Raw genomic sequence first — 24,886 nt, 5'->3', positions numbered from 1 at the left:
GGTAGAATAAGAGGGAATCTTGTAAAATCTTAGGGGGAGAAAAATGAAGAACAAATTCAGCATGCTTTTCGCTCTTATGCTGGCAGTCAGCCTGTTTTCTTTTACCGGGCAGTCAGCATTTGCCAATGATGATATCTCAGGGATTACTTTGGAGACCGAAATGCGTGCGATGGTAAGTGAAGGCATTATCAACGGATTTGGAGACGGAGTATATAAGCCCGGCGAGATGGTGACCAGGGGGCAGTTTGCTGCGTTTGTAGCAAGGGCCTTGAAGCTTCCTGAAGGACCTGTGTCGTTTGCGGATGTGCCTCTATCCTCAAGTCTGGCGCCGGGAATCAACAGCGCAGGTGCTGCAGGAATTGTGACAGGATATGCCAATGGGAAATTCGGGCCGAATGATCCGGTCACGAGAGAGCAAATGGCGGTCATGATTGACAGGTCGCTTATCTACTTGAATGTGGACAGAACTGAGGCTCCTTTAAGTTTTACAGATGCCGGCCAGATTAATAAAAGCTTCAGGCAGGCAGTAGCAAGAAACGTATATGACCAGATTATAAAGGGCGTGCCCAACGGCGATGGAAGCTTCCGCTTTCTTCCGCAGAAGTCAGCTACCCGCGCAGAGGCAGCAGCCTTTATATACAGGATGATTAAAACAGCTGAATCCTTTGTGGGAGAGGGCCCTGGGGGAGAAGAGCCCGAATCAGGCGCTTTCCGGGTGTCGACAATCGATAGCAGTGGAAACCTTCAGCCGGGATCCCGTTCATACTCAACCTTTGATGCGGCCAATAAAGCTGTATCAAGCTCCAGTCAGGTGGTGACGCTGAATGAACAGATCGTCAAAATGTCAGCGGGACTTGTCATTTCCAGACCGCCGGTAGGCAGCTCTTTAACGTATATATACAGCGATTCAAGCTTTAAGAATAATATTACCTATGTCCCTGCCCAGCAGGAAATGAAATATGTAGATTCTAATGAAAACTATGTAAAAGTGATCATTGCGGGGATGACTGCATATGTAAAGCACACCGAAGCTTATCTGATTCCCAATCAGCAGGTAGCCGGCAGAAACTATTATTCTGTCAATGTGAATGGTGAGCTGGTTCATTCCATCTACACGCCTTCAACCAATACCTATGCTTCATATTCCATGGGCAAGGCTCCTTCATTCCTTACAGCCGGGAACAAGTACTACAGCTGGGATGGAGGAACATTTACAAATACAACCGGACAAACAATCGGGACAGCCTATCAATACTTCAATTATCTCCCTGCCAGGACAACAACGAATTATACGGCAGAAGAGCTGAATCGTTTCATTGATATGAGGCTCGGCGAACTGGATGCATTATACAGAAGCAATCCGGCAGCCTTTGTACGCTATAAGGATGCTGCAAAGCTCAGTAAGATCAAGGGACTTGGCGCTGCCATTAAAGCAGCCGAAGCAAAGCATAGAATTAATGGCCTCTTGATTCTTTCCATGGCCATGCACGAAAGCGACTATGGCATGAGCAGGCTTTCACAGGAAAGAAACAACCTTTTTGGACTGAAGGCATATGACAGCAACCTGAATGAGGCAGAGAAATTTGCTGCACCGGCAGAAGCGATCGATGCCCTGGCCACAAGGTACCTGAACAAAAATTACATTAACCCGCTCGGCGCCTACCCTAACGGCGGTGCGACAGGAAACAAATCCCGCGGATTTAATGTGAAATATGCGTCAGATCCTTTCTGGGGCCAGAAGATCGCCGGCCATATGTACAGGGTGGACAGTTATTTAGGCAAGAAAGATTTTGGATTCTACCAGATTAGTGAAACAACTACTTCAGGCTTGAATGTGCGCAGCACACCTGAGGTTTCAGCATTGAACCTGCAATATACGTACAAAAATGCAGGCATGCCGATTGTGGTGCAAAGCACAAGCAATGGCTGGAGCAAGATTATCTCGGACCACAACACTATCTCTGAAGCCTATGTGTCAGCTCAGTACATCAAACTGATGCCGATAGTGAAATAATTTTAAAAGACTTTAAGCATCATTGAATAAAAGAAAGACAAATGGGGATACTGACTATTAATCCCCCTGAAAGGTTTTGCCGGCTGCAGACGATTCGAAATCGCTGCAGCCGGTTTTTTTATGCACTTAAACAGACAAAGCCGGAAGCGGGGAACACGTTGGCTTTGCTCGGAGGAACCCCCGCCCCGGCTTAGCTTCTTTTCCCAGAAAAGGGCAGCTGTAAACCGGGATGTATGCAGTCTGTATTTAGTATATTTCTTCCTAAAAGGGCAGCTGACTATTCTAAAATATAGTTAATTCGAACTAAAATGCTCTAAATGCAGACTGAAATCTGCCGATAATCATTGTAGTAGCTGTGTTTGTTAATAGGTTTTAATGAACAATGCTGTTCTATTTTTGCCATTTTATTATGTTGGAGGAAATGATATGCGGTATAAGCATAGGTCTAATTGGAGATTTTTTTTAGCAGCATCAGCAGGTGTCATGGTGGCAGGTTCGGTTTCGCCTCTCCTTCCTTACGCACAAGGTACCAGTTTTTCAGATGTGAGAAATAACGATTACTATTATCAAGCTGTTTCCAGCCTGTCGGAAAAAGGAATTATCAAGGGCTTTGGGAATGGCATTTTTAAACCGAATGAAAGTGTGACCCGTGCCCAGGCAGCCAAAATGCTTACGCTTGCTCTAAATATAAAAACAGACCATGTTAAGGACCCAGGGTTTAAAGATGTATCGAAAAACAACTGGGCATACAGCTATATTGCTGCTTTAGCTGAGCAGGGCATCGTAAAGGGATATGGAGACCAGTTCAAGCCGAATGAACCCATTACACGTGCACAGATGGCAAAAATAATAGCTCTGGGCTATAAATTCAAAGAAAGTCCTCTGAAGGATAAGCGATTTCATGATGTAAATCCCACCGAATGGTATGCAGGATACTTGCAGCCATTAATAGAAAAAGGCATTACAAATGGAACAACAGCAAAGACTTATTCACCTAATGAGACAGTAAGCCGCGGGCAGATAGCCGCATTCATTTACCGGAGTGAGCTTGCTGCAAAGCCTTTACAAATTACTGCAGCGGTTTCGGGCATTACTGATCATAATGTGGTGACGGATAAAGGTACCTTTTCTTTAAGTGCAAATTTAAAGACGTGGTTTAATGTGGAGAATGCAGGAGCCCTTAAAGGAGCAAATATCACATTCAGCCCTAACGGAGACAGCATTGACAAGTTTTTGTCAGTCGAATTGACAGCTGGAGGACAAGCCAGCTCAAATCCTGATACATATAATCATATAACTCTGAATGGGAAAAATGCTCTGATTAACACCGACTTAATCGTAAATAGTGACTTTACCATTCTGAAAGATATGAAAATAAACGGAAATCTCGAAATCAGAAGTGCAGTCCAGCATTCTTTTTACACAGAAAACATAAGCGTTTCCGGCAAAACCATCGTTTCAGAGGGAGCTGCTACGACCCTTGCGAATTCAGATAAATTTTATAACTCCCTTTCTTATAAAATAGCCCAAAACCGCTATGAGACTGTTGCTGCAATTGATTTGAAGGCGGCTTCCCGAGTTGTTTTCCATAATTCAAGTTTAGGCGAAATGGAAATTTCAAAAGGCGGTGCCAGCGTTGAAGCTACAGGGGAAACAAAAGCAGTCTCTGTGATGATCCGCAGTAAAACAAGATTTACTGCCGATTCCCAAACGATTATTCCAAGGATAACAATTGAAGCCGGTGTGGAAAGTGTTGAAATTAATTCAAATGTAGAAGAAGTAAGGATCATTGGCAATGGGAATATTACGATAAGCGGAAACGGCAGCTTTGGTCAAATGGTCGCATCCGCAGCTTCAATAGTTACTGTGGAGTCTACAGGCCAAATAGGTTTACTGAAGACGATTGATAAAGATTCACGATACATCCTTGGAAAAGCGGCAAAGATTATTAATCTGCAGCTTCCTGCAGGAGTGGACCCGGCTGCTGCCATATCAAACTATGAAAATGTGAAAGGCAATATACAAAAAATCGGTGGCAAGGACAATCCGGATTATGTACCAGGCGGCGCAACTGTCATCCCAAACAGGGCGCCTGCTGTAGCGGCTGAAGTGTCCGATCAAAACTTGACAGCAGGCAGTGCCCCTATTTCAATTGAATTGGGCTCCGTATTTACCGATCCTGATGGAGATGCCCTTCAATTAACTGCGGTTTCCTCAGCGGCAGATGTAGCAGATGCTTCCCTCCAGGGTGCAACGCTATTGATAACACCTGTTACTGCAGGGGCATCCACTATCACAGTAACCGCTAATGACGGCAGGGGCGGAATTGTCTATGAGAGTTTCTTTGTGAATGTTGAGCAGCCAAACAGCATTCCCGTGGTAGCTAATGAGATAGCGGACCAGATGGCTGTGGCTGGAACAGCACCGATCACAGTAGATCTAAGCAATGTATTTATGGATGCAGATCATGATTCATTGACTATTACAGCGGAATCTTCAAATTCAGGGGTAGCGGCTGCAAGTGCGGATGGAACCACTTTAACGCTGACGCCATCTGCCCCGGGAACAGCGGCGATTACCGTAAAAGCGGATGACGGACGCGGGGGAACGGTGGAAGAAAGCTTTACGATAACAGTAGAGCGTCCGAACCGTGCTCCAGTAGTGGCCAAAGAAATGATTGACCAGAAGGTGATGGCAGGGGGACCTCCGATGATACTGGATTTGAGCCAGGTATTTGGGGATGCCGACGGGGACGCTCTCACGATGACAGCAGCCTCATCAGACAGCACAATAGCATCAGCGGAGGTTGCCGGAAATGACCTAAAGGTGACAGTGTTAAGCGCTGGGACAGTCACCATCACGGTAAAAGCTGATGATGGACGCGGGGGAACGGTGGAAGAAAGTTTTACAATTACAGCAGAGCGGCCGAATCATGCACCTATATTGAAAAATGAAATAGTCAATCAGACGGCTGTAGCAGGTGATGAACCGTCTTTAATAGATTTGACCAATGTATTTGAAGATATTGACGGAGACACACTCACTATAACTGCCGGCACTAACGATGCTGGCATAGCAACAGCGGAAGTAATCGGAACAGGCCTGAAGTTAACACCGTTAAACGCAGGAAGAGCGACGATTACTATTACAGCCGTTGACGGCCGCGGCGGAAGTCAAGAGGAAAGCTTTTATATAACAGTAGAGCAGCCGAACCGTGCTCCAATAGTGGCCAAAGAAATGATTGACCAGAAGGTGATGGCAGGAGGACCTCCGATGATACTGGATTTGAGCCAGGTATTTGGGGATGCCGACGGGGACGGCCTCACGATGACAGCAGCCTCATCAGACAGCACAATAGCATCAGCGGAGGTTGCCGGAACTGACCTGAAGGTAACAGTGTTAAGCGCTGGAACAGCCACCATCACGGTAAAAGCTGATGACGGACGCGGCGGAACCGTGGAAGAAAGTTTCACGATAACAATAGAGCGTCCGAACCGCGCGCCTGTATTGGCAAAGGAAATAGTCAATCAGACGGCTGTGGCTGGAGAAGCACCGTTTATGATAGATATAAGCAATGTCTTTTCAGATCCTGATGGAGACAAACTTACTCTGACAGCCATCTCCAACAATAGCGGAATTGCAGCAGTGGATGTGAACGGAACATATCTGAAATTAACGCCGTTAAACAAAGGAAGAGCCGTGATCAGTGTTACAGCAGCTGATGGCCGGGGCGGGAGTGAAGAGGAAAGCTTTTATATAACAATAGAGGAACCGAATCAGGCTCCCGTAGTTAAGAATGGAATTCCGGATCAGACAGTGATGGCAGGCGGAGCCCCAATGATATTGGATTTGAGCCAGGTATTTGGGGATGCTAATGGCGACGCCCTAACATTGAAAGCCGACTCTTCAGATAGAGAAGTTGCTGTTGTGAATATGACAGGAACTGCCTTATCAATCACACCTGTAAATGCAGGAACAGCGGCAATTACAATCACTGCTGAGGATGGCAAAGGGGGAACAGTCAGCAGGACATTCCAATTAACTGTCCAAAGTGCTTCTCCAGCTGCTCCCAACCTATTCATTTCTGAAACGGTCTGGGGATTATTTGACCTGGCTTTAGAGATTTATAATCCTACGGCGGCTGAAGTTGATCTATCACAGCTAAAGCTGGTGGTTGCCGGGGAAGATATTACCTTTGAAAGCTTTGGACTTACACTAGAGTCTAAAGAAATACTGGCAATTGTAGAGTCTAACTTCTGGTGGACTGATGAAGAAATCCCATCTAAAGTTTTACGCATTCCTTTTCCTATAGAGCCTGAAAGAAGTGTTGAATACGTTGATGTTCAACTGATGTATGGAGAGCAGTTAATCGACTCTGTAAAATATTTCAAGGATAAAACACTGGTAAGACAAAGCGGAGTAACACAAGGGTCAGCAGCTTATGATGATAGCCAGTGGATAGAATTACCTACGGATTATATTGATGATATCGGCACATATCCTCCTGCTCCTTAAATAGCAAATTGCCTCAAAACAAAGAGCCAGCATCTTTTACAATGCTGGCTCTTTGTTATGTAAAAAGAAGCTGCCCTTCCAAGGCAGCTTCCAATCTATTAAGGTGTATGGTTACCCAAATTGATATATGTTGTTGGCATCAAGTCGAATTCCCCGCTCAAATCAAAGGAAGTGGACCCAGTCCCAATTCCCTTCTTCCGAATCATCGTGCCAAGTTCCGGCAGGATTTCAGAAGGGGAGCCTGGTGTCCAGTTTTTATCTCCGATGACATCAACCACCTGTCCGTTCTTTAAAAGCTCGAAGGCACAAATAACATAGCCGTCTTTGCCGTTAGTGGTCATGGCCAATTCGTCATTGTAGTATGGGACCGGTGCGATATCCATTAAATCATAGAACGTATAGTTAATGACCATCCCGTACATACCCGGATAAATTCCGCTGACTCTTCCAAAAGGTTGAGGAGTAATATCACTGTTTTTCATTATTTCCATCTGGCTGGTTTTCGTATTGTACCGGTATCCTATCACTTGATAGTTCAGCGCATTGTCATTTTTGTTATAAATCTCTAAAGCAATCCTGCCATCTTCTCCCCGGGTGTATTCTGAGAAAAAGACTTCTGGGCCTTGCTGTTCCTGAACGGTGAGTTCAATAAATACTGCTGTTCCATCCTCCGCTGTAATCCACCAATTCACAATAGATCCTGTCTCACCTGGTACCATCTTAAACACTTTTCCGTTCAGAGGCTGGGTGCCGCTCTGTGTCAGCTGCCCTTTGATCTGGCGGTAGACGGTCAGGTTATTCTGGGCCGGGAAGAGGGATGTTATATCATAAGACACATCTGCAATTCCCTTTTTTGCTGTAATTTTTTTGTATTGAGCGACTTTGGTGACGTTTACTCTAATAGCGGCCGTTGCTGTCCCGCCATTGCCGTCATCTGCCTGGACAGTGACAGTCGTTTTTCCATAGCCTGTTCCCGGCATAAGGGTCAGGAGATTCCCATTGATGCTGGCATTGACAAGGGCTCCGTCCGCTGCCGTTACTGAATAGGTCAGCTGATCGCCGTCGGAGTCAGAGAATAATTGGTCAATTGAAAACTGATTTCCCGGCACCCCTGCACCAATGACCTGTTCAGGGATAGAGCCGGACACTGAAGGCGCAGCATTCGATGAAACGGTAACCGTGAAAGTGGTGCTGACCTTGTTGCCGGAAGCATCGGTTGCTGTCACGGTGATGACAGCATTCCCATCCTGGACGCCGGTGACTGTGAGTGAACTGCCGGATATTTCAGCGTCTGAACTAGAAGGATTGGATGATTCTGCCTCATAGATGAGTTCATCCTGCTCCGGATCAGTGAACACATCAGCAAGATCGATGACAATTTCATCAGCCGGCTTTGACTTCCTGTCCCCGATTACCTGCTGAACAACAGGTGCTTCGTTTGGTTTTACTGTAACACTGAAAGCTTGAGAGACAGTTCCACCAAAAGAATCAGAAGCTGTGACGGTCAAAGTAGTCTCCCCAGTCCCAATCGCAGAGATTTTTAAGACCTTTCCAGTGAGCGCCGCTTGAGCGATGCTTGAATCCGCTGAAACGGCACTCAAGGATAATTCATCACCATCTGGATCTGAGAATGACTGGGCCAGATCAATAATCCTGGCTGCACTCCCCAAGGAAAGCGTCTGATCTGCAATCGGGCTGGCAACAGGATTCCTGTTGATCCGCACAGTAAAGCTTCTGGATGTCTTCCCGCCTTTTCCATCCTCCGCTGTAACAGTAATGACGGAGGTTCCGGCAGTTTCAGCCTTTATTTTCAATAGAGAACCGCTGACGGCTGCACCTGCAATGGAAGAATCCTGTGATACGACCTTATAAGTTAACGCATCTCCGTCAGGATCGCTGAACACGCTGGCGAGATCAATTGTTTTTTCTTCAGAACCAAGGGTGAGAATATGATCAGCGATAGAAGTCCCCGCTGGTGCCTGGTTGACATTGATTGTAAATGAAATCTCTGCAGAACCGCCTTTTCCGTCTCTGGCTTTGATGGTTATGGCTGATTCACCTGGTCCGGCAGGATGCAATTTGACAACTGTACCGTCCAGTGAAGCGCCGGCAACGGAAGGGTGGCTTGACGTCACTTCATAGGTTAAAGAATCGCTGTCAGGATCCCGGAAGACATTCTTTATATCTATTTCTATATCCGGTTCGCCAATCGTCCCGGTCTGGTCGATAATGTTCAGAAACGCTTCAGGAGCGCGGTTCACCAGCACTTGCAATGTCTTGCTGATGGTTCCTCCGCGGCCGTCATCCGCTGTCACTGTGACTGTGGCAGTGCCTGCACTGACAGCAGAAATGGAAAGCGTACTGACATCGATATCAGCCTCAGTTATGGCCGGATTGTCTGATACAGCTGTATAGGTCAGCGTGTCGCCATCTCCGTCCTGGAAATAAGAGGATAAATCAAGCGTCCCGCCTGCAGAGCCAAGTGTCAGGGTTTGGGCAGGAAGGTCTGTACCGGACGGCTTTGTATTTACAAAAACGCTAAATCGTGAAACAGCCGACTGTTTCCCGTCGGTTGCAGACATCTGGATGAGTGCTGTACCCGCAGCTGCAGGTGTGATGGTCAGCTGTGTTCCAGCCAGCTGCACGGCAGCCACCCCGGGTGCACGGGACATCGCAGTTAGGGTAAGGGGCTCTTGATCGGCATCAGTGAAAACCTCTGATACGTCGATCACAATAGGGCCGTCTTCCAGGTTAATGGTTTTATTTGATACCGGATTTGCCTGCACAGGAGGATTATTCCTTGGTGCAGCGGCCGGATTGGCTGACCCGTTCAGGTTGGCGACCTGGGACTGGATGGCTTCAAAGTTCTTTACAAACTGCTGCGCCTCCACTTTTGCCGGTGTCACAAGGTTTTGTATCTGCATATTAGACCCGATCGCCAGGCTGGTTTTTGCCTGGGTGATAGACAAGGTCTGAACCTGTCCAGTGTAGTCCAGTGAAACAGGAACGGTGGAGCTCACCTCTAATTTATTTACATTACCTGATCCAGTGAGATTCAGTGCTTTGCTGCTGGAAATAGTGAGAGAATCAATATTAGCCTGCAGATTGATCTGGCTTGCGCTGCCTGTAATGGATACCTTCGGAAAAGTGACGCCAGAATCTGCGGTGATAGTAGCATTGGTATGAATAGCAAGCTCTCCAACAGCAGAATGGCCGAGCGATTCGACCCGCACTTCAGGCTTATTCACATCCACAGACCCTAAACGGGAATCTTTGAACACCACCGTATTTGAATCGCCGCCATTAACCAGGGTTTTCCCATGGACGATGGCATCTTCCATATAGAAGTCATTTTCTACTTCTTTTGCAATCTCTAAATCCCCCATGATGGTCAGATTCTTCAAGGATAGGAAATCGCCTGACACTTTTACATTCCCTTCAATCACAGCGCCTTTCCCGTCAAATAACAGGTTTCCGGAAAACTCAGCGGCATTCTCTGCAGCGGGCTTCCCGCTGGCCTTGATTTCAATAGAGGCAATCTTCTCTATTACATGTTCATCAGCTTGATAGTGAATGACTGCATTTTTAAGAATCTGGGCATTATCTGGAGTGATCCATTTTTTCTGTTCAGGAGAGAGAAGAAAAATCCCCTTATCTGTAATAAGCTGTTCCTCTGTAATCTCTTTAATGACAGCGGCAGATTGCATGGTATTGACAGCCTGTTCGCTTCTATATATAAATGCCGCCATCTGGCCGCGGGTCACGATTTGGGAAGGTGAAAAAGTGTTAGCCGTCGTTCCGAGCGTAATTTTGTTTTCAATCAGCGGCTGCACATAGCCTGCAAACCAGTCTTTAGCATGCACATCAGTAAAACGCTGATCCTTCAGCGGGCTTTCCTGCAGTTTAAAAGCAAGCGTCAGAATTTTTGCCAGCTGTGCCCGGGTAATCGGGTCATTCGGCTTGAACTGGCTGCCATAGCCATGAAGAATTCCGGCATTATTCAGGGCGGTGATATAGCGATAGGCCCAATTGGTCTTTGGTACATCCTTGAATCCTGGATCTGTTAATTGATCGGTCTTTAAATCTAATGCTAAAGCAACCATTTTGGCCGCCTGGGCTCTTGTCACCATTTCGCCGGGCCGGAATTCTCCCTGTCCGAAGCCCTTCACAATTCCCCTTTTTGAAAGGCTGGTGACCGCTTCGTAGTAATAATCCTTTGGTGCTACATCAGAAAAAAGCACAGGCTGCTGGGCGCCTGCAAGCTGGGGTGATACGGCACTTGCGACCATAACACCTGTTACAGAAGCCGCCATAAATTTACGGTAAGATTTATGCTTATCTAGCATAGAGTTTTCCCTCACAAGTCAATAAGATATAGCAAAAGGTAAAAGACTGATTGATAGAGTCATTTTTATCATTCACTATATTAAATATCGGCTGATTCAGGACAGGATTTAGCCGGAGATAGGAAGAATGACCTAATTTCTGCGAATCAGCAGGTGAATTTTTCATTCCTCTATCTTTTTCAAAAGGATTCCGCCTAATGTTTTGCTGATTCGCCCTAAAATCATGATGATTCGCCCTAAAATCTCGTTGATTCTACCCAAATTAAAGGTGATTCGCCCCAAAATTTCATTTATTCGCCTAACTATACATTTTTTACCAAAATTCACCCTCCATAATGACAAATATTTCTTCCCAATCTCCCAATATGTTAAAATACTGGAAGAGGAGGGATAGCATGAAATCTCAAAAACTAGTGAAAATGGCTGCGGCCGGTGTATTTATGCTCAGCCTGGGTGCAGGTACGGGTGTGCAGGCTGAAGGAGTGACAAAGGCAGCTTCTTCTGTCCAGCCGCTGATCATGGCAGCAAATGCCCAGGTGAATATTGCCGAGGTCCAGAAGATGCTGCGCGAGGTGGCTGTTCAGAAAGGCATCCCGGCAGAAATTCTGAAGGCGATCGCTTATGTGGAAACAGGTATGATGCAGTTTGACGGCAATGGGTCTCCGATCATTTCCAATGACGGCGGAATCGGCATCATGCAGCTGACGCTGACACCGGAAGAAATCAGCCAATATAACGTTGATGTGGAAAGATTGAAAAAGGATACGCGCTACAATATTGAGCAGGGGGCCGACCAGCTGCTGCGCAAGTGGAATAACAGCAATCTTCCGCAGGTGAACAAGCATGAAAAAGAGAAGATTGAAGATTGGTATTTTGCAATCATGAGCTATAATGGGCTCTCCAAACGAAATGACCCGAACCATGCAGGAGGCAATGCCTACCAGGAGAAGGTTTTTCAGACAATCAGGGAGAACAGCCTGGTGGAATTGGGGGAAACACCGAAGCTGGACATCCGCTATCCGGATGCATCTCGTCCTGAGCTGATGACATTCCCGGCAGGAGTCGACTATACATGGCCAACCAGCACGAAAACAACGCAGAACTATAAGAACAAAGCAGTCGCATATACATATAACACTGCCCGTTCTACTTCCAACCTGCGTGATTCTATCACTGATGCGACACCGGAAGCCATCCTGCATTATACACCGGTAGAAATCACAGGCGGACCGTACGAAAGCGGATCGAGCATCTATAACCAATATGTATTCTACAAAGTGAAGGGGACAGGCTTCGAAGGGTATATGGCCTCCTCCAATCTTGTCACTTCCAATGAATTAACTTATTTCAAAGATGTGTATAATAAGGAAGTTTCCCGGGCGGTGACCTTCCTGCAGACAAGGGATACCATTAACGGCTACACGGACGGCACTTATCGCCCTGAAGTGAAGCTGCTGCGCTATCATGCTGCCAAGCTGATTGTCCAGGCGCTGGACCTGAAGCTGCCGGCAGGCTATAAGATGAAAGCTGATGATATGAAGCCGGGCAGCCCGGGCTATGAATATATGCTCATCGCGGAAGCGAACGGCATCATGGGAGCAGGCGGAAAGCTCAAGCCTTATGATCCGCTCACAAGGTCGGAAATGGCGAGCATTCTTGTCCGTTCATTCGGCGACACCTATAACCAGCCGCCAGCAGGCTATAGTTTTGCTGGAATCGCTCCATTCCATCCGAACCGCACGGATATCACCAAGCTTGCTTATAACAAAATCACCAACTCGGTTCCATACAACGGAAACAATACAGTCGACCGCGGCCAATACGCGCTCTTCCTCGAACGCTCCGTTAAGATGAAGGAAGCGAAAAACTAATAAGTGGTTTAAAGGGCAAATGCTATGTGATCTTACTCGGTTGAAGAACTGCAGAAAAATAATTAATCCCTGTTGATCTTCGTTCCAGACACGCAGAATCCAGCGGGATTGCAGCTGCAAAGCTAAGACCCCGCAGCGTGCAGCGCCAGGAGGCTCAGCGCCGCCCCGCGGAAAGCGAAGTGCCTGCAACGGAAATCAACAGCCCCATTAAAAATAATAATAGTTTATATCTTAGCGCCGGCCCAATCCCCGGCGCTTTTCCATGCCCACCCAAAAAAATAAAATCAACCTTCTCCCCCCACGCCTCGTCTAAAAATAAACAAATCTCCCCGAGAGGAGGGACATGATTGGATAAACATGAAATCATCAGCGATTTGATGGACCGGCATGGCACGGATGTACTTCATCTTGCTTATTCGTATGTCCGCAATCATCAGACCGCAGAAGATCTCGCACAGGAAATCTTCATCAAATGCTATGAGAAGCTGGATACCTTCCAGGGAAATTCATCCATTGATACCTGGCTCTACAGAGTGGCAGTTAATCACTGCAAAGACTATGTCACCAGCTGGCATTACCGGAAAATGCATGCAAGCGATGTGGTTTCCTCCTATTTCACAGGCGGCAGCAGCAGTGCCGAACAGGATTTGATCGAACAGGAGGAAAAGACAGAGCTGCTGAATGAAATATTGCAGCTTCCCTTAAAATACCGCGAAATCATTTTCTTATATTATTATCAGCAATGCACCCAGAAAGAGATCGGCGATATATGCGGGCTGAACCTGAATACCGTGAAATCGCGCATGACAAGAGGCAAGGAAATATTAAAAAAGTCTTTGACGAAAAGAGGTGAGTGGAATGGAGAAAGAACTGGAAGAAGTAAAAGATCAAAAGCATAGCGGAAAACTTGCGGAATTCCGATTTACTCCCGATATGAAGGCAAATGTTATGAGAACCATAAGGCAGAAGGAAACAAGGACAGCCCAAAGACATTCCCGAAAGAAGGCAGGAAAATGGGTTCCTGTTATGCTAACAGCCGTGTTTCTTGCCGCATCCTCTGCAGGGGTCTATTCATTGGTGAACCAGCAGGAAGAAGATCAGCAGCAAACGGCCGAAAAGAAACCTGAGCTGATCACACCTCCCTATATACCGGAAAATTATGTGTTTAAGCATATGCATACAGTAGGAGAGTTATATGAGCATATATTCACCGATTCGGCGAACGAGCAGAATACATTTTCCTATCAGATGCGCAAGGAATTGTCGGACGATCAGCAGGCAGGCTCTGACCTCATGCTGGCAGATAATCTGACCGGCACCTATTATCATGGAGAAGACGGGCAGTCGTATATCATCTGGGAAGCGGAAGGCTTCTATCAAGTCGTTGAGAAGCAGGGAGACCTAAAGGAAGAAGAATTGTTCAAGATTGCAGACTCCATCCTTGAAGCCAAAGGGTATAACAGCCTGCTGCTCGAAAATACAGAAGACACCGAAAAGCAGGAAGATACAGAAGCAGAGGCCCCCGACAATCAGCCGGACCAGAACGAAAACAATGAACCAGAGGAAAACACAGAACAAGATCCAGGACAGAACTATCCTCCGCCAACAGAGGAAACAGAGGAAGAACAGGAAGAACAGCCTGAAGCAAACGAACCTGAGGATCATCAGCAGGAAGAAGAACCAGTGGAGCAGGGCGGGCTGAGCAGGGCAGAAGCAAGCGGGCTCTCGGCAAGTTCCATGACGCTGTTTGATCAGCAGTTAAAAAAGTTTGATGCCAATCTGAAGCATCCGACATTCAAAACAGAAGAGGAGTTTTACACTGAATTTTCTTCCATTATGACCAAACAGCTCGCAAAGAAAAGATTTGGCTATATAGTTGAAGAAAAGGCGGATGGACTTTATCTTGTTGCTACCGAAGGACCGATATTCCTGGACACATCACAGCCTTATGAACTGAAGCAGACCAGCCCTTCAGAATATAAAATCACCCAGAAACATAAAAGCGATCTTCACGGTGTCCTCACCATCGTCATCACAATCAGCAAGGTGGAAAACAAGTGGATCATGACTGATTTTGAGCACCAATATTAAAGGCTCTTTTGCCTTTAAGGAATAAATTACATTTTATAGTATTGTGTGTAAAAAGAGGCTTAATCAGCCAACGCGGCAGGATAGTGAAGGAATGGTTTTGAAAAAACAGGAAGTCCGTGAACAGCATGCCTGAAAATAAGCGGAGATTTTCCGGTTATGCTGCTGAATATGGCACTCGTGGGTGTAAATAAGGGGAGAAATTCCCGTTAAGCGGAGCAAAACTGCCGGTTTTCTTATTCTTTGAGCCAATAGACGGAAATTCTCCGTCTATTTGAGCTTTTTTTAGAGGTTTTTAGAAATTAGAGGGAAATTCTCCGCCTATTTTTCAACCTCTCACTGGTCCTCGTCCAGGCCAGGAAGGTCAGCTCTTTTAGAGAAAATAAAACTTAAATAGCTTTTCTCAATGCCCCACAATTAAGCAGTATATATCGGAATAAGAAATACAGTCCTTCCAACCTGGTTTTTAATATTTCACATAAGAAAGTGGAAAGCAGGAGCAGCATTTGCCTCCTGAAAGAGTATTTTATCATCATTAATATGGACGGCAGAATAGCAACAAAGAGCCATAGAAAAAAGCGCCAGCAAGATAGCTGGCGCTTTTCGCGCTATACTCAAGCAGAGCTTCCGCCCCGTTTTTTCCGGACAACAGAAAGCAGCTGAACAAATCCCTGGCGGTAGAAGAAATATAATCCTCCCGCATAAAGGATGGCGCCAAGCGGTACAAGAATACTCAGCTCGAACAGCGGCAGCCAATCGGAGACCGGTGTGAACTGCTTGATCAGGTAGAGCGGCACTGCCATGATGACAGATGGCAGCAGCACGCGGATGAATAAGGAGATAAGCTTCCTTCTTTCGCCTGCATCAAAGTCCTTGTAGACCACATAGGTAGATACGCCCAGATAATAGAAGGAGACGACAGAGCTGGTCAAAGCAAGCCCCGGATAGCCGAACGGACCGACAAACAGCCAGTTGAGCAGCACATTCAATAGAATCGTCGTTACACTGATCCGGAGGATGATCGCCGTCTTCCCGCGGGCATACATTGACTTCGAGACGATGTACTGCAGGCCCTGCGTCACGATCAATGGCAGATACAAGAGAAGTGCAAGATAGGTATTTTGCGTGTCTTCTGCCGTAAATCTCCCACCTTCATAGATAAAGGCAATGGCCGCATCACCGACAAGCAGGAGCCCGACCGCGATTGGCATCAGGGTAACAAGGGAGATCTGCATGCCCATGAAGAACGTCTGCTGGAACTTTTTATGGTTATCCACCTGCTCTGACAGCAGGGTAAAGATGATCGCAGCAATCGTCGTGCCGTATATTGCCTGCGGGATGCTCACCAGGAGGGAAGCATTATTCAGATAAGTGACAGCACCGGAAATTGTCCCGGCGGCAAATGTTTTGTTGACGAACATATTGATCTGCCCGACGACTGAATTGAGCAATGCCGGTACAAGAAGGGCAAGAAAGGTGTTCCGGAATACTTTATCAATCTTGATCGTCGGCTCCCAATGAAAGCCGCTTTTCTTTAGATAAAATATCTGCAGCACAGTTCCAAGGAGTGTACCGAAGATAAATCCGTAGGCAAGGCTATTGATGCCCCATGAGTCAGAGAACAGCAGGGCGAATACGGCACCCATCAATGTCGCCAGGAGCTTTGAAATCTGGGATGGAACAAACACGCGCCTGCCCTGCAGGTAGGATTCCAGAATTCCGTTCAAGGCAATCGCCGTCATGAAAAGGAAGAAGAATTGCGTGATATCGACAGCGACCTTCTCCTGCACCTCGTTCATTGATCCGTAGATGAATGGGACAATATACGGGACGAAGAAATAGCCGGCAACCGTAATAATCAGGAAGACCAGCACTGTCGCATTCATGATGCCGCTCGCATTCCGTTCAGTGGCAGCTGTGTCATCCTTCCGATGCTTTATATACAAGGGCAGAAACACATTATTGAATCCGCCTGAAATCATGGCCACAACAAGTGTGATAAAAGAAAAAGCAAGCAAATAGCCGTCTGTGAAATCGGTCGCGCCGAATTCCCTCGCAATGATGCTCTCGCGCAGGAAGCCTGACAGCTTAAGGACAAGGGCAAGCAGCGTGATCCAGATGGCGGTTTTTTTTAATCCTGACATGGATTCTTCAGTCACTTTCTATTTAAGGGTAGAAGGAAACCCCAGGTAAAGCGGGTGCTCTCCCTGAGGCTCTTCACAATTATTTCTTCAGTGCGCTGAGGTAGATTTCCTCATATTTGGCTGCAGCGGCAAGGTGAGAATATTCCTTCTCAATCTTTTCGCGTGCATTTTTCGCCATTTCTTCGCCTTTTTCCGGATTTTCGAGGAAGTACAGAATAGCTTCGGAAAGCTCTTCTACATTCTTTTCCTCAACCAATAAGCCGTCCTTGCCGGGATCGACAATCTCCTTCAGGCCGCCGACTGCACAGGCGACAAGCGGAGAGCCGGAGCCCATCGCTTCAAGAGCCGAAATGGAGGTAGCTTCCTCCACACCTGCAGAGTGGACGCTCGGCACAAGAACGATATCGGAGAGGGCATAATAATCTTTTACCTTTTCATGAGGGACGGCACCGAGCAGGGTAACACGGTCCTCCATTTTATTTTCCGCGACAATCTGCTTAATTTCATTTAACGCTTCGCCGCTTCCGGCATAAATTAATCTGGTGTTTGGATACTTTTCAAGCACAGCAGGCAAAGCCAGGGCAGGGTAGATGACCCCGTTCTTTTTTGTCAGGCGGCGCGGCACGAACAAGACATGCTCGTCTCGTGATACCCCGTACTGGTCGCGAAGCTGGCCTTTCTTATCTTTATCAGGCTTGAAGCTGTGAATATCGATGAAGTTGCGGATGGCATTGCCTTCCACGCCCGACATTTCCTTTACATAGTCCTTCAGGCGCTGGTCGACGGTAATGATCTTCCGTGTCCCTTTATAGGCCTTGATCTCGATATCCTGCATTTCCTTTGCCTCAGGGCTTCCTTCAATGATGCTGCCCTTGCTGACAGATTCGAATGCCATATAGCCGTGGACAGTCGAGACAGTCGGGATGCCCGTTTCGATGGCAGCAAGCGTGGTAAATGGATCTTGTGCATTGATCAGGTCATACTGCTTATGCTTGTTCTTTTCAATCAGCTTCTGGATCAGCTTCTTCCGGGCATGATGGCTCCACAGGATGCCGCGTCCTTTCTTAAGCTTTTGAATGACAAAGCTTGGCCCCTGGGCATACACCTTGCGGACGGCAGGGCTGATATCAGAAAAAGACAGGACATCAACCTCATGCCCGCGCTCTTCAAGCCCGGCCTTTAATGTCGCTACATGGGTGGAAAGTCCACCCGCGTGCGGATAATCGTATGCGGTAGCAATTAATATTTTCATTTTGGCGCCTCCATTAACGTAAAAAGTTTTCTTTCAGCAGCTCAACATTGCGGACAGCTTCTTTTCTCATACCTTCAGCATTTGCTTTGACCACCGTGCTGTATTTATCGCGGTTATCCAGAAGGTGAAGTGAATTCTTGGTGAGCTCTTCAGCATCCATTTCTTCAAGGACGGCCGAGAATTCCCACATCCCGCTGCGCTTCAGCAGGCTTTCCACCTTTTTATCGTAGCTGAGGCCGATATGCGGAACACCCATAAGCGTTGAGAAAATCAGGGCATGAAGACGCATGCCGATCGTCATTTGGCATTCGCCGATAAAGTTTAAATACTGATTTGGCGTAAATTTCGTCCCGAGGATATGGCATTTGTCAGCATGCTTCATGTGGGCAAGCACCTTTTTGCTCGCCTCATCATCATGATGGCCTTCCATCGGCACGAATATAGGAGTTACATCACGCTCTTCAATCAAGCGGTCAAGGATCTGGCCAATCTGTTCAAACTGCTTTACCTTCTCAAACCATGGACGCACAGAAACGGCAACCAGATTATCCTTTCGTTCAAGATCAAGGCTGTCGATGCAGCTTGTATCTTTTTTCGGATGGAAAGCAAATACGATATCTGATGTGACAACCGTTTCAGGCCGTTTGACGCCAAGCTTGTGCAGCAGGTCCTTAGAGAACTGGTCACGGACTGTAACGAAGTCGGCCATATTGGCAAAAACCTTCATTAGTATCTTGCCCCAGGTGGAGTTGACAGGTCCAATGCCCTGGGAGAAGAACATGACTTTTGTGCCGCAAAGCTTGGCAAGGAATACAATCAGTAAATAATAAGGAAGCGGTCCGAATATAAACTTAGTCGGATATGTATCCTGCAAAAGTCCCCCGCCGCCGGACACGAGCAGGTCGGCTTCCTTCAGTGCTCTGACCTTGCCTTTAAAATCCTGGCGCCAGCCCCGGTAAACGGTTTTGACATGATGTTCCTTTGCAGTCTGTTCCGGAGATAGTGAAAAAACGGTAATTTCTGGTTCATTCAATTGATCGCGCAAATTATCGACAATAGATTCCAGGATGGCTTCGTCGCCTGTGTTTCCAAGTCCGTAGAATCCTGAGATGACAATCTTCAAAGAAGTATTTCCTCCTTATAGTGGGTTAAGGCTGCATTTCCCGCCAGAAAGCTTTTCTTTTAGTATGCACATATGCTTTCATCCGGCATTAAAATTAAGCCTCTTGGTAAAAAATTGCGAATGCAAAGCAGAATATTTTCGCAACATAAAAGAAAAGGAGCCGGTGAAAACGCCCCCTAAAAAGCTAAACCATATTTTATCATTATAACTGCTTTCAGACAATGTCAATGATGCAAGGTTTGTCAGGATTTGTTATACTATGTTAGAAATTATTTGAGATTGTTCACCGGGTAACAAAAAAGCCCGGTATATCACTATTGAAGCTTATAAAGAGAGGTCCTATTTGATGGAAAAGATTTGTGTAATTGGATTAGGATATATTGGCCTGCCAACTTCGGCCATTTTTGCAAAAGCCGGCTATGAAGTAGTTGGCATGGATGTCAGCGAACGTGTCGTCAATTCACTGAACAAAGGGGAAGTCCATATAGAAGAAGTCGGCCTTCCGGAGCTTGTGAAAGAGGTAGTGGAGACAGGCAAGCTGCGCGCGTCCACAGCACCTGAGGAAGCAGATGTCTTCATCATTGCCGTACCGACGCCGATCCACGAAGACTATACAGCGAATGTCGACTATGTTGTCAATGCTACAAAGTCAATCGTACCATTTTTGAAAAAAGGCAATGTCGTCATTGTTGAATCCACGATCCCGCCAAGAACGATGGATGATGTTGTGGCACCGATCCTTCGGGAAAGCGGATTTGATACACAGAATGATATTTATGTGGCCCATTGTCCAGAGCGTGTGCTCCCAGGCCGCATTCTGATCGAACTGATCGAAAACACACGCATCGTCGGCGGAACGACACCGGTTGCTGCGAAAAAAGCGGCAGATGTCTATCGTGCCGTCGTCACAGGCGATGTGATCGAAACAGAAGCGGTGACTGCTGAAATGTCCAAGCTGATGGAGAACACCTTCCGCGATGTTAATATCGCCCTTGCCAACGAGCTGGCGAAAATCAGCCAGAAGCTTGGCGTCAATGCGCATAATGTCATCGAGCTTGCCAACAAGCATCCGCGCGTGAACATCCATACGCCTGGACCAGGAGTAGGCGGCCACTGTCTGGCAGTCGATCCTTACTTCATCGTGGAAAAAGCGCAGGCAGAATCGCCATTGATTCAGGAAGCCCGCCGCATCAACAACTCTATGCCTCACTTTGTGGTTGAGAATATCGAGAAGCTTACTGTCCAGCTGGAAAAGCCGAAGATCGCTGTTTTCGGCCTGACGTACAAAGGCAATATTGATGATGTGCGCGAAAGCCCGGCACTCGAAATTTACGAAATGCTGAAAAGCAATCCGCGCTTCGAGGTTCATGCCTATGATCCGCATGTACAGAACCACCAGGTGGATTTTGAGCTGTCTTCTTTTGAGGAAGCAGTGAACGGTGCCCATGTGGTCGCTGTCCTTGCAGACCATTCTGAGTTCCGCGAACTGAAGGCAGAGGATTTTGCAGGCATGGCTTCCCCTGTTGTGTTTGATACGAAGAACTGTACGGACATGGATGCTGATCATGTAAAGGTATACCGCATCGGCGACCTTTCCATGCTGGCGCCCATTACATTATGAGTAAAAGAAAGTGATGAGTAGAATGGGAAAAGAGCAATATTTAGGGGTCGATGTTTCCCCTCTTAATTATGAAGAGATTATTGATGATCTCAGAACCAGGATGATGGAAGGGAAACAGTCGACCATTATTGCCGTAAATCCTGAAAAAGTCATCAAAGCGGAAGAAAGCGAAGAACTGCGCGGCCTGATCAACGGGTCAACCTATCAGATCCCTGACGGCGTCGGCATCCTGCTTGCCTCTAAGCTCAAGGGCGGGAGCATCACCTCCAGGGTGACCGGCGTGGATATGATGGAAAGGTTGATCCGCTTTGCCGCTGAAGAACATCATAAAGTATTTCTGTATGGCGCCAAGGAAGAGGTTGTCACAGAGGCTAAACGGAAGCTTGAGGAAAAATATCCGGGGCTCATCATCTCCGGCTATGAAAACGGCTATGTCCAGGACCAGCAGGCGCTTGTTGAGAAAATCAATGAATCAGGCGCCGAGCTGCTGTTTGTCGCCATGGGCAGCCCGAAGCAGGAGCTGTGGATCCGTGAGCATATGCCGCATCTTAACGTTAAAGTATTCCAGGGTGTTGGCGGAAGCTTCGACGTCTTTGCCGGCAAGGTGCAGCGGGCACCGTCCTTTTACCGGAAGCTCGGCCTTGAATGGCTTTACCGCCTGATGAAGGAGCCGCACCGCTTCAAGCGGCAGCTCGCCCTGCCGAGGTTCCTTCTGAAGATCATGTCCCGCCGGTAGGGATTGGTTAAGATTCACAGGATTTTCAACTTTTTAATATAGACTGCTCCAGTTCCCCATGTTATAAATGGAGAGAACTTTATTGGACTGCCTTCTTAGAACACAAAAGGCTTGAAAGACTACTTTTCAAGCCTTTTATCCTGCATAAGCAAAGTAAAAGGCAAGAAAGGACCTAGATTGATGAATATTTCATGGAGAGATTTTCCTTTTGCACTCATAAGCGTGCCTCTGATCATCCTTGCACTCATAATTCCCCATTCACTTGTCGGGCTTGGGGTATCGGCGCTATTGGCCCTGTATGCGTTTTTCTCGCCGAAGAATGGCCTGCTGAACCTGCTGATTTATTTTCCGACCCGTTCGTTTTTGATTGAAATAAATCCATCGCTGAAGATGGCAGGAGATCTGATCATCCTGGCGGCATTCGCAAGTGTGGTGCTGAAATATCTTCTTCAGAAAGAATGGAAGAAGATATTTGAATTCCATATTTTCGAATGGGCGTTCTTCGCCTTTTGTGCAGTGGGAGCCATCTCGGCATTCCTGACCGGTGTATCGCCGACTGCCATCGTGTTTCAGCTCAGGGCCTTCCTGATCACGTATATCGTGTTTTATGTTGTGAGGCGCCTGAATATTACAAAAGAAGATATACTGAAGTTTCTTTGGACAACCTTCTTCATGGCCATCCTGCTCTGTCTGCACGGACTTGTAGAGAAGCTTTCCCTGAGGACGCTTCTTATGCCGGAAAAATGGGTCGCGCGTTCTTTGTCCTATAATAACCGCGTCAGGATCTACGGACTGATCGACAATCCGAACGTATTGGCTGTATACCTGTCCATTGCGTTCATGCTTGGCGTGTATCTGAAGCAGCTCGTCAATAATGGCAGAACAAGGCTGTTCATCAATATCGGCCTTGTGCTCATGCTTGGCGTCATCACGCTGACCTATTCACGCGGGACCTATATCGGCTTTGTGATTGCTTTTGTTGTCTATATCCTGCTCACAAAAGAGTGGAAGAGGGCCCGCAATATCGTTATCGGCATCCTGATAGCAGTTGTCCTGGTCAATATTCCGGTGACAAAAGGAGCGAACTACTTTAAGCTCCAGGGCCTAGATCAGGATGTACCGCGCACCGAAACGCCTGCAGACCAGACTGAGCAGCCTTCAGACGAGGAGCGGCGCTTCAAGGAAACATTCGAGATGTCGACCGTTGAGCTCAGCAAGACAACCGGCCGTCTGTTCATTGTGAACAAGGGCTTTGAAATTTTCAAAGACCATCCGGTTATTGGTACAGGCTTTGCCACTTACGGCGATTCAGCGGCAAAGAGCTATTCTTCGCCGATCTATGATGACTATGGCATCGAGAATGACATCTATTCGGACAACCAGTATATCCAGATCATCGCCCAGACAGGGGCAGTTGGCGTCATCCTGTTTGCCGTGTTCCTCTTAGGCATGCTGTTCTTCCTGTGGAAAAACAGACAGAAATCCAAAGCGGCAATCGCCCTCATGAGCGTCCTGCTGGCAGTATTTGCCTGTGCGCTTCTCTACAATATTTGGGAAGATAAAACATATACAACGTATTTCTTCATGATGCTGGCAGCTGTTGCCGGAACATTTACAATCAAAAGGAATGAGCAATCATGAAAATATTGCATCTAATCAGCGGAGGGGAGACAGGTGGTTCAAAAAACCACCTTCTTTCTTTATTAAGCCATCTAAAGTCCGAGGACATCCTGCTTGGCGTTTTCCAGGAAGGCAAACTCGCACAGGAAGCGAGGGAGCTTGGGATCCCGCTGGTCTTCTTCAACCAGAAATCACGCTATGACCTGTCCATCTTATCAAGGATTAAAAAGGTCATCAAAGATGAAGGAATCACCATTGTCCATACTCATGGGCCGAGGGCGAACCTTTTCGCCTATATGGTGAGAAAAATGATTCCGTTCAAATGGGTCACCACGATCCACAGCAATCCTGAGCAGGACTTTATCAAAGGCGGGATTAAAGGCCGTGTCTTTACTGCAATCAATATGAATGTCATCCGTAAAATTGATCATTTCTTTGCCGTATCTGAACGCTTCAAAAGCATGATCACCGGCTTTGGCATCCCGGCAGGGAAAATTACGACTATCTATAACGGCATTTCCTTTGATAAAGAATTGAAAAACAATCTGACAAGGGGAGATTTAGGGCTCTCAGAAGAGGAGTTTGCCGTCATCATGGTGGCGCGCCTGCATCCAATCAAAGGCCACACCGTTGTCTTTGATGCTTTCCAGAGCCTTTTGAAAAAAAGACCGGATACAACGCTGCTCTTGATCGGCGACGGACCGATACGGGAGGAGCTTGAAAAGGAAGCTGCCAGGAAAGGGATCGCGGAAAAAGTTCGCTTCCTCGGCTTCCATGATGATGTTCACTCATATCTGTCCTTATCTGACGTCAAGCTGCTCGCATCCTACAGTGAAAGCTTTCCGCTCGTCATTCTGGAAGCGGCCCGCGCCCATGTTCCGGTCATTTCTACAGATGTGGGCGGTGTGAAGGATTTGATTTCCGATCCTTCGCTGGGCTGGATTGTGCCTGTCAAAGATGCATCTGCCATAGAGTCAGCCATTCTGGCTGCAGCTGAAGCGAAGGATCAGGGAAAACTCTCAAATATGGGAGACAAACTCTACGAAAAAGCTTCGGCCCTTTATTCTGTCAAACAGCTCGCCGACCAGACTCTGGAAACATACAAAAAAATATAGCATACACCAAAGCCGGCGTGCATACACTGGCAAGGTGAGTTCAGCAAAGCATGCAGCTCTTCTGCATGCTTTTTTTCTTGGAAAATAATATAAAAAAACCTGAAACTAAATCAAAACTCACATCGTCTATAATAAGAGGTGGAAGTACTGGAAACAATTACTATGCCAAACTAGTATTATTTTGCCATGGTAATTCTTCCATCTAAAGTAAATTACCTGTATAATAATTTTTGTTGCTGGTATTACACTCCTAATGCATGGCATAAGTGGGTTTTCTGGCAAAAAACAGTTTGCAGGGAGAATATTGTAAAAAACAGTTGAAATATCATCCATTTTTGGTAGAATAGAATACGTGTATAGTAGTTCTATTCTGTCATTTAGGAGAGAAGCACTGTTTTTCTTCCAGGAATGCTCCATTTTCACCTACATAGCAACGCGAAA

13 protein-coding genes are annotated in these 24,886 nt (G+C 46.8%); 9 read left to right on the top strand and 4 right to left on the bottom strand.

What is annotated here, in order from left to right; translation table 11 throughout:
* The first annotated feature begins 43 nt into the window (after window positions 1–43).
* Together RBB45_RS19000 and RBB45_RS18995 are read left to right on the top strand one after the other, a co-directional pair.
* On the top strand, window positions 44–2,014 hold the full coding sequence (locus tag RBB45_RS19000; RefSeq protein ID WP_224948929.1) for an S-layer homology domain-containing protein: 1,971 nt from the start codon (window positions 44–46) through the stop codon (window positions 2,012–2,014).
* 426 nt (window positions 2,015–2,440) lie between these two features.
* Window positions 2,441–6,529, top strand: coding sequence for an S-layer homology domain-containing protein (locus RBB45_RS18995; RefSeq protein ID WP_306010189.1), 4,089 nt, complete (start codon window positions 2,441–2,443; stop codon window positions 6,527–6,529).
* Window positions 6,530–6,627: 98 nt separating this feature from the next.
* Here the strand turns inward: RBB45_RS18995 and RBB45_RS18990 are convergent, their stop codons facing one another.
* Window positions 6,628–10,875 carry an S-layer homology domain-containing protein gene (locus tag RBB45_RS18990; protein ID WP_306010188.1) on the bottom strand — a complete coding sequence of 1,416 codons (4,248 nt, stop codon included), beginning with the start codon at window positions 10,873–10,875 and terminating at the stop codon, window positions 6,628–6,630.
* Between the two features lie 395 nt (window positions 10,876–11,270).
* Between RBB45_RS18990 and RBB45_RS18985 the strand changes: the two genes are divergently transcribed.
* From RBB45_RS18985 to RBB45_RS18975, 3 genes are all read left to right on the top strand, one after another.
* A complete protein-coding gene (locus RBB45_RS18985) occupies window positions 11,271–12,746 on the top strand; it encodes an S-layer homology domain-containing protein (RefSeq protein ID WP_306010187.1) in 1,476 nt (491 codons plus the stop codon).
* 347 nt (window positions 12,747–13,093) lie between these two features.
* Window positions 13,094–13,645 (top strand): sigma-70 family RNA polymerase sigma factor, encoded by a 552-nt coding sequence (locus tag RBB45_RS18980; RefSeq protein WP_306010186.1) that lies wholly within the window; start codon window positions 13,094–13,096, stop codon window positions 13,643–13,645.
* Window positions 13,605–14,837 (top strand): DUF4367 domain-containing protein, encoded by a 1,233-nt coding sequence (locus RBB45_RS18975; protein ID WP_306010185.1) that lies wholly within the window; start codon window positions 13,605–13,607, stop codon window positions 14,835–14,837. Before RBB45_RS18980 ends, RBB45_RS18975 begins: the two co-directional genes overlap by 41 nt.
* Window positions 14,838–15,448: 611 nt before the next feature.
* On the opposite strand, the gene murJ is transcribed toward RBB45_RS18975, so the two are convergent.
* The 3 genes from murJ to csaB all read right to left on the bottom strand — a co-directional run bounded on the left by murJ (window position 15,449) and on the right by csaB (window position 19,353).
* Window positions 15,449–16,978 (bottom strand): murein biosynthesis integral membrane protein MurJ, encoded by a 1,530-nt coding sequence (gene murJ / locus RBB45_RS18970; RefSeq protein WP_306010184.1) that lies wholly within the window; start codon window positions 16,976–16,978, stop codon window positions 15,449–15,451.
* 79 nt (window positions 16,979–17,057) lie between these two features.
* The gene (locus tag RBB45_RS18965; RefSeq protein ID WP_224948950.1) at window positions 17,058–18,230 is read right to left on the bottom strand and encodes a glycosyltransferase family 4 protein; all 1,173 of its coding nucleotides are present in this window, start codon (window positions 18,228–18,230) and stop codon (window positions 17,058–17,060) included.
* Between the two features lie 13 nt (window positions 18,231–18,243).
* The gene (gene csaB, locus RBB45_RS18960; RefSeq protein WP_009792706.1) at window positions 18,244–19,353 is read right to left on the bottom strand and encodes a polysaccharide pyruvyl transferase CsaB; all 1,110 of its coding nucleotides are present in this window, start codon (window positions 19,351–19,353) and stop codon (window positions 18,244–18,246) included.
* Between the two features lie 346 nt (window positions 19,354–19,699).
* Between csaB and RBB45_RS18955 the strand changes: the two genes are divergently transcribed.
* From RBB45_RS18955 to RBB45_RS18940, 4 genes are all read left to right on the top strand, one after another.
* Window positions 19,700–20,974 carry a nucleotide sugar dehydrogenase gene (locus RBB45_RS18955; protein WP_009792707.1) on the top strand — a complete coding sequence of 425 codons (1,275 nt, stop codon included), beginning with the start codon at window positions 19,700–19,702 and terminating at the stop codon, window positions 20,972–20,974.
* A 22-nt stretch (window positions 20,975–20,996) separates the two neighbouring features.
* Window positions 20,997–21,710, top strand: a complete 714-nt coding sequence (locus RBB45_RS18950) for a WecB/TagA/CpsF family glycosyltransferase (protein ID WP_224948970.1) — start codon at window positions 20,997–20,999, stop codon at window positions 21,708–21,710.
* A 180-nt stretch (window positions 21,711–21,890) separates the two neighbouring features.
* Window positions 21,891–23,351 carry an O-antigen ligase family protein gene (locus RBB45_RS18945; RefSeq protein WP_306010183.1) on the top strand — a complete coding sequence of 487 codons (1,461 nt, stop codon included), beginning with the start codon at window positions 21,891–21,893 and terminating at the stop codon, window positions 23,349–23,351.
* Window positions 23,348–24,445 (top strand): glycosyltransferase family 4 protein, encoded by a 1,098-nt coding sequence (locus tag RBB45_RS18940; RefSeq protein WP_306010182.1) that lies wholly within the window; start codon window positions 23,348–23,350, stop codon window positions 24,443–24,445. The genes RBB45_RS18945 and RBB45_RS18940 overlap by 4 nt, the downstream gene beginning before the upstream one ends.
* Window positions 24,446–24,886: the final 441 nt, after the last annotated feature.

The sequence above is a fragment of the Bacillus sp. MMSF_3328 genome, assembly GCF_030733525.1.
GTDB lineage: Bacteria > Bacillota > Bacilli > Bacillales > Cytobacillaceae > Bacillus_AB > Bacillus_AB infantis.
The sequence above is the reverse complement of the archived record's forward strand: the minus strand, read 5'-3'. Positions and strand labels throughout refer to the sequence as shown.

Bases quoted from the DNA above. Each gene is read 5' to 3' on its own strand.
- RBB45_RS18975 (WP_306010185.1), top strand. From the start codon at position 13,605: ATGGAGAAAGAACTGGAAGAAGTAAAAGATCAAAAGCATAGCGGAAAA.
- RBB45_RS18940 (WP_306010182.1), top strand. From the start codon at position 23,348: ATGAAAATATTGCATCTAATCAGCGGAGGGGAGACAGGTGGTTCAAAA.
- RBB45_RS18945 (WP_306010183.1), top strand. From the start codon at position 21,891: ATGAATATTTCATGGAGAGATTTTCCTTTTGCACTCATAAGCGTGCCT.
- RBB45_RS18965 (WP_224948950.1), bottom strand. From the start codon at position 18,230: ATGAAAATATTAATTGCTACCGCATACGATTATCCGCACGCGGGTGGA.
- RBB45_RS18955 (WP_009792707.1), top strand. From the start codon at position 19,700: ATGGAAAAGATTTGTGTAATTGGATTAGGATATATTGGCCTGCCAACT.
- RBB45_RS18995 (WP_306010189.1), top strand. From the start codon at position 2,441: ATGCGGTATAAGCATAGGTCTAATTGGAGATTTTTTTTAGCAGCATCA.
- RBB45_RS18985 (WP_306010187.1), top strand. From the start codon at position 11,271: ATGAAATCTCAAAAACTAGTGAAAATGGCTGCGGCCGGTGTATTTATG.
- RBB45_RS19000 (WP_224948929.1), top strand. From the start codon at position 44: ATGAAGAACAAATTCAGCATGCTTTTCGCTCTTATGCTGGCAGTCAGC.
- RBB45_RS18990 (WP_306010188.1), bottom strand. From the start codon at position 10,875: ATGCTAGATAAGCATAAATCTTACCGTAAATTTATGGCGGCTTCTGTA.
- RBB45_RS18950 (WP_224948970.1), top strand. From the start codon at position 20,997: ATGGGAAAAGAGCAATATTTAGGGGTCGATGTTTCCCCTCTTAATTAT.
- murJ (WP_306010184.1), bottom strand. From the start codon at position 16,978: ATGTCAGGATTAAAAAAAACCGCCATCTGGATCACGCTGCTTGCCCTT.